General features: G+C 63.3%; 4 protein-coding genes and 2 pseudogenes. 1 reads left to right on the forward strand and 5 read right to left on the reverse strand.

What is annotated here, in order from left to right:
• Positions 1-7 precede the first annotated feature (7 nt).
• The gene (hcp, locus tag LQ952_RS10005; RefSeq protein ID WP_238622515.1) at positions 8-1303 is read left to right on the forward strand and encodes a hydroxylamine reductase; all 1296 of its coding nucleotides are present in this window, start codon (positions 8-10) and stop codon (positions 1301-1303) included.
• Here hcp and LQ952_RS16035 read toward each other — a convergent pair.
• The 5 genes and pseudogenes from LQ952_RS16035 to LQ952_RS10020 all read right to left on the reverse strand — a co-directional run.
• Complete coding sequence (locus LQ952_RS16035; protein WP_430733768.1) at positions 1300-2835, reverse strand: Hpt domain-containing protein; 1536 nt, start codon at positions 2833-2835, stop codon at positions 1300-1302. The two genes, hcp and LQ952_RS16035, sit on opposite strands and share 4 nt — an antisense overlap.
• A 63-nt stretch (positions 2836-2898) precedes the next feature.
• Positions 2899-3207, reverse strand: a pseudogene (locus LQ952_RS16040) (histidine kinase dimerization/phospho-acceptor domain-containing protein); the annotation flags it as partial.
• Positions 3187-4653 (reverse strand): annotated as a pseudogene (locus tag LQ952_RS16045) (PAS domain S-box protein); the annotation flags it as partial. The pseudogenes LQ952_RS16045 and LQ952_RS16040, both read right to left, overlap by 21 nt.
• Complete coding sequence (locus LQ952_RS10015; protein ID WP_238622517.1) at positions 4650-5741, reverse strand: response regulator; 1092 nt, start codon at positions 5739-5741, stop codon at positions 4650-4652. The gene LQ952_RS10015 and the pseudogene LQ952_RS16045, both read right to left, overlap by 4 nt.
• Positions 5742-5826: 85 nt before the next feature.
• Positions 5827-6589: helix-turn-helix domain-containing protein (locus tag LQ952_RS10020; RefSeq protein WP_430733767.1), on the reverse strand; the 763-nt coding region annotated here is incomplete at its 5' end.

The following is a 6589-nucleotide window of genomic DNA, read 5'->3' on the forward strand; positions in this document are numbered from 1 at the left end:
CGCAGTCATGAATTGCAACCAGTGCGAACAGACCTTCCGCCAGACCGCCTGTGTCAGCTCGCCAGGCACCTGCGGCAAGGATGAGAACATGCATTCCCTGCAGGAGTTGCTGCTCTACGGCCTCAAGGGCATGGCCGCCTATGCCCACCATGCCCGCCGTCTGGGTCAGTCCGATCCGGAGGTGGCCGCCTTCATGGAGGAGGCCCTGTTCGCCACCATGACCAACGTCAATTTCGACATGGAGAGCCTGCTGGCGCTGTGCCTGCGCTGCGGACAGATGAACCTGAAGGTGATGGAGATGCTGGACCGGGGCCATGTGGAGACCTTCGGCCAGCCCGCCCCGGCCACCGTCAGACACGGTACGGTGGCCGGCCCCGGCATCCTGGTAACCGGCCATGACCTGCTGGATCTGTGGCACCTGCTCAAGCAGGTGGAAGGCACCGACATCATGGTTTACACCCACGGCGAGATGCTGCCGGCTCACATGTATCCCAAGCTTCATCGGCATCCGAACCTGGCCGGCAACTTCGGCGGTGCCTGGCAGGATCAGAAGCGGGAGTTTGCCCAGTTCCCCGGTGCCATCCTGGCCACTACCAACTGCGTGTTGATCCCGCCGGAAAGTTATCGGGATCGCCTGTTCACCACCCGGGCCACGGCGGTGCCTCAGGGGCAGTGCATCGAGGGTGATGATTTCTCGGCCGTGATCGAGGCCGCCCGGCGTTGCGCGCCTTGCCCCGCCGCCGTGACCGGTGAGTCGGTGGTGGGTTTCCATCACAGCGTGCTGCTGGCCCACGCCGAGACCCTACTCGACGCGGTGAAGGCCGGTCAGATCCGGCGCTTCTTCGTCATCGGCGGTTGCGACGGGGCGGCCAAGGGCCGCAACTACTTCAGCGACTATGCCGAGGCCACGCCCCGGGATACCTTCATCCTCACCCTGGGCTGCGGCAAATACCGTATCCGCGACCATGACTACGGCGAACACCTGGGCTTCCCCCGTCTGCTGGATATGGGGCAGTGCAATGACGCCTACGGCGCCATCCGGGTGGCCACCGCCCTGGCCCAGGCCATGAACTGCGGGATCAACGAACTGCCGCTGACCCTGGTGATCAGCTGGTTCGAGCAGAAGGCGGTGGCGGTACTGCTGACCCTGCTGAGTCTGGGGGTGAAGGGGATCACGCTGGGGCCGAATCCGCCGGCCTTCATTACCCCCGACGTGTTTCAAGTGTTGCAGGAACGGTTTGACCTGCGTCTGACCGGGAGTGACCCCCGTGGAGATGCGGTCCGCGCCGTTGCCTGCGCCTAGCGGCGCAGGCGTCTGAGAAGCTCCAGGGCTGCGGGGTAGTCGAAGTGGTCGATATGCCGCTGCAGCGCCTGGGCTTCCGGGCCCAGGGTCCTGTGCAGCCAGTCCCGGTGTGCCTCGTACACATCGACGATGTCGGTATCGTCACCGTCCAGCAGGACTTCCATCTGATCCAGCAGGCGCCGCCCATCCTCAGGCGCAATGGAAGGGATGTCATTGTCGACGGACTCGGGAGGGTGGGGGGCTTCACTTGCGGTCGGGAAGCCGGTCCTCAGGTTATCCAGGGTGTGTCGCAGTTGTTCACACAAGGTGTTCAGCATTTTCGTGTCCTGGGCATCGCGTCCCAGCCCTTCCAGCTCCCGGGCAATGACGGCAATGGTCTCGGCACCCAGATTGGCGGACGCCCCCTTGAGGGCGTGGGCGCGTCGGCTCAATGCCTCCCACTCGCCCTGGTCGGCCAGATCCCTGAACAGGGCGGGGTCTTCATCGTGATGCTGCAGAAAGCGGGGGATGAGTGCCCGATATTGTTCGTGGTAGCCGACGCCGGTGGGTAATCCTCGGGGCGCGGCATGCCCCCGATCCTGACCCGCTGCCTGCTCTGTTCCCGAACCGACGGTCTCTACGGTTTCTACGGTCTCTACCGTGCCCGGGTTCAGCCGACGTGCGATGGCCCGGTAGAGCAATTCCGGTTCCACGGGTTTGGGAATGAAGTCATTCATCCCCGCCGCCAGGGCGGCACGCCGGTCTTCCTCGAACACATTGGCGGTCATGGCCAGGATGGGGGTCCGGTCCCGGCCGGGCAGGGCGCGGATGTGTCGTGTGGCGGTCAGTCCATCCATGCCGGGCATGTGTACATCCATCAGGATCAGGTCATAGTCCGCCGTCGTTGCCATGTGCAAGGCCTCCCCCCCGTCCCGTGCGCTGTCCACCGACAGGCCGACCCGCTGCAGAAGCTCCGCGGCCACCTCCTGATTGATGGGGTTATCCTCCACCAGCAGCACTCGCTTGCCGGCATGTTGCTTGATACGCTCCGTGGCGGGGATGGCCTCGTTCCGCATGCCGTCAGCGACGGATCCGGGGGCGCGGCCTTGGTTGAGCCTGACGTCAAACCAGAACAGGCTGCCCTTGCCGGGTTCACTGCAGGCGCCGGCGCCGCCGCCCATGAGCTCCGCCAGTCGACGCGTGACCACCAGTCCCAGGCCGGTTCCACCATACTTGCGCGTGATGGAAGTATCCGCCTGTTCGAAGGGCTGGAACAGCAGGTCCAGGCGGCTTGCCTCGATTCCGATGCCGGTATCTTCCACCTCGAAGCGGATCCGCACCGTGTCTCCCCGGCCCGACAGTCGTCGGGCACGCAAGGTGATCGTCCCCTGTTCCGTAAACTTCACCGCGTTGCCCGCCAGATTGAGCAGGGCCTGGCGTAGCCGGGCCGGATCGCCCCGCAGCCAGACGGGGATCGTATCGGTGTCGGTGTCGGTGTCGGTCGTCAGGGTGAGACCCTTGGCGCGCGCCGTCTCGGAGATCACCGAGCGCACATGATCCAGGATTGCGGAGAGGTGGAAATCCTGCTGATCCAGGGTGAACTTGCCGGCCTCGATCTTGGAAATGTCCAGGATGTCGCTGATGATGGAGAGCAGGTGATGGGCGGCACTGTCCACCTTGTTCAGCCTTTCCCGTTGCGCGGGGGTGGCGTTCCCCGTACGCAGCAGGTGCACCAGGCCCACGATGGCATTGAGCGGAGTGCGGATTTCGTGGGTCATGTTGGCGAGAAAGGCGCTTTTGGCCTGATTGGCGGAGTCGGCTCGTCGGCGGGCATCTTCCAGCTGTGCCGTGCGGTCGGCTACCAGGGTTTCCAGCTGGTGTCTGTGACGATCGAGTTCCGCCGCGGTGCGTTTCTTTTCGGTGATGTCTTCCTTGACCGCGACGTAGTGGGTAATGTCGCCGTCCGGCTGTCGCAGCGGGGCGACATGGCCGAATTCGATGTATTCAGTGCCGTCCTTGCGCCGGTTGTAGAACTCACCCTTCCAGGGCTTTCCCTGCGTCAGTTTCTTCCACATGCGTTGGTAGTGCGTCGGCGGGGTGTTGCCGGACTGCAGGAAGCGCGGGTTCTGCCCCAGGACTTCATTGCGGCTATATCCCGTGATCTGCAGAAACGCCTCATTGACGTACAGTATCCGTGCCTGCAGATCGGTGATGACGATACTGTCGGGGCTTTGCTCGATGGCCAGGGAAAGTTGGCGCAGGTGGTTTTCGGACTGCTGACGCTGCACCCGGTGCCAGGTCTGTTCAGCGATCAGTCGCAGGGTTTCCGTATCGGTATCGGTGTAATCGGACGGTTTGTTACCCACCCCGGCCACCATGACCACGCGGCCCTGTTCGATCACCGGCACGGCCAGAACCCGTGTCAGGGGACAGTGACCTTGCGGTAGTCCCTTCCTGTCCGGCCGGCCGGCATAGTCATTGATGATCAGCGGCATTTTCCGGCGTGCGGCATCGGCCCATATGCCGGCCTGCGCCAGGGGATAATGGGGGGGGGTCTGACCCGCACGGCAGGCATCAGCCAGGGTCCGTTCTGACCAGGCGATCATTTCAACCTGGTCGCCGTCTTCATGCACGAAGTGGATGAAACCGACCCGGCTGTCGGTCAGGTCCTCTGCAATGGTCAGGGTATGTTGCAAAAAAGCGGTCTCCTCCAGGACCTCGGCGGCCTTGGGCAACTCGAGCAGGGCCTCCGCCCGCCGCGCCAGCAGGCGCAGGGTCCATGACTGGTGGTGACGTTCGGTGATGTCCTCCGACAGGATCATGATGCCGCCCACGTCGCCGTCGTCATGGAGCCATGGGCGTACCTCCCAGCGTAGCCATTGCACCATGCCGTCGGCATGCTCGAAGCGATCCTCTTCGGCATGGATGATCTCGCCGGCAAGGCCGCGCCGGTGGACGGCTTTCCAGGTCTCGCCGATCTCGGGAAAGACGTCGTAATGGCTGGCACCGGTTACTTCCCTTTCGCCGCGGCCATAGATGTCCCGCCAGCGGCGGCTGGTGGCCAGGTAGCGCATGTCCCGATCGAACATGGCCAGGGCCGCAGGGGCGTGCTCGATGAACTGCTGTAGCAGTTCTTCGCGTTCCCGCAGGCGCGCCTCCGAGGCCTGGAGCTGTTGCTGGTGCTGTTCGGCCACGGCCAGGCGCTCTGCTTTCTCCCGGCTGATGGCCTGCTCCAGTTGCAGCCGACGGCGCTGATTCAGGAGCATGGCCGTGGCCGTGGCGACAAGGAGGATCATCAGGACGACCATGATGGTCACGATGAGCCAGGAAAGCTCTCCGCCTGCATCCGGCAGCAGGGATTCATGGTTCATGCGGTTTCAGCGTCGGGATGGTGATGGGCGACGCGTGCGAATTCATCGTAGACAGCCATGAAGGCATCCGTCACGTCGGGATCAAAATGGCGTCCACGGGCATCGCCGATGAAGTGGCGGGCCTGACTCATGGGCAGGGCCGGTTTGTAGACCCGGGGCGAGGTCATGGCATCGAAGACGTCCGCCGCCGCCATGATCCGGGCCGAGACGGGAATGGCGTCCCCGGTCAGACCATCCGGATAACCGCTGCCGTCCCATTTTTCGTGGTGCCAGCGGGCGATCTCCTTGGCCAGGATGAGAAAAGGAACCGGGCGTTCCACATCGGCCTCCGCCCGCTCAATGGCATCAAAGCCGAGCCGGGCATGGGTCTTCATGATGCGCCATTCATCATCGGTCAGTGGCCCGGGCTTGAGCAGGATACTGTCCGGGATGCCTACCTTGCCGATGTCATGCAGGGGGGCCGACTTGGTCAGGAGTTCGATGTTGGCGGGTGTGAGGTGGGACACGAAACGGGGGTGGTCCCTGAGTTTTTCAGCCAGCAGTCTCACATAGACCTGGGTGCGCAGGATGTGGTTGCCGGTTTCGGGGTCACGGGTTTCTGCAAGGTGGGCCAGGGCGCGGATGCCGACCTGCTGGGCGATTTCGTGATCCACCATCCGGCGCGCGATCTCGGCTTCCAGAAAGGCATTCTTGTTCTGCAGAAAGTCACGGGCCTGCTTCACATCCAGCTGGGTGCGGACCCGAGCACGCAGCACGGCGGGTTTGATGGGTTTGGTGATGTAATCGTTGGCGCCGCATTCCAGGCCCCGTTCCTCGTCGACGGCATCGCTCAGGGCGGTGAGAAAAATCACCGGGATATCCCGGGTTTCGGGGTGGGTACGCAGGGTTTCCAGGACGGTATAGCCATCGATCTCCGGCATCATGACATCCAGCAGGATGAGATCCGGAGGGGGGCTGGAGGCCGCTGCCTTGAGTGCATGGCGGCCCGAACCGGCCGCCCTGACCCGATAATCGGCACGCAGCAACTCTGTCAGCAGGGACAGGTTGACGGGTTCGTCATCGACGATCAGGACGGTGAGCTTGTCCACATTACCGGGCTCTGTGGCTACGTCTGAGCTTAGAGTATACCGGTGATCATCAGAATCGGTCCGCGCTATCGGCGTTTGGATTGCCTCAGGTCTGTTTTTGCTGGTCCGGTCCCGGGTCCTTGAACAGGGGCTCAATCGCGGATTTAAGCCATGAGAACGAGCGATTGCCGCCGCGCCCCCTGACCTTTCCGCCGAGTTTGCGTCCGGCCGGGGTCAACTCCAGTTGATCCTTTTGATTCCTTTTCAGCATGCCTTTGGATTCCATTTCGGCGAGGAATTCAGGCGTCTTCATCTTCAGTGCCGCGGCGATGCGGGAAGAGGGCTGACGATCGTCCTCCGCAGCGCGGGTGTCATTCGGTAGCGGCGTGTCGGCTGCCTCTTCTCCGGACGGCTGTGGGGTGGGTTCCGGCGGCGCCTCCTCATCCTGCACGGCGATGTCTTGGCCCCTCTCCATCTCGCCGTCTTCGATCTCTTCCGGAGATACCGGTTCCGGTTGATCCAGATCCAGGCGTTCTTCATAGTCCATCGGGGCAGGCTGGTGCCGGTCCATCAGATCGAAGCCGATCCGCTCCAGGGTGTTCAAGTCCACCCGGTTGGTGGCCCTGCGCACGAGTGCCTTCACGCCCTGGGTCAGTGGGGTCTTCATCCGCTGTTTGGCGTACCAGGGCAGGAAATCCCCCAGTTTGATGACGCGGGATGCATAGATGGCCGGATCATCCAGGACAATCCTGTCGTGATCGTCCACCACCAGGCAGGTCTCGATGGGATGCGCCAGGGGGATACCCATGCGTTTGGGCCACCACCCTGCGTCCAGGATCCGTCCCAGGATCTGCGCCTTTTCCTCCAGT

The sequence above is a fragment of the Ectothiorhodospira lacustris genome (assembly GCF_022227785.1).
Lineage (GTDB): Bacteria > Pseudomonadota > Gammaproteobacteria > Ectothiorhodospirales > Ectothiorhodospiraceae > Ectothiorhodospira > Ectothiorhodospira lacustris.

Coding starts and splice junctions, on each gene's coding strand:
- hcp (WP_238622515.1), top strand. CDS start 8: ATGAATTGCAACCAGTGCGAACAGACCTTCCGCCAGACCGCCTGTGTC.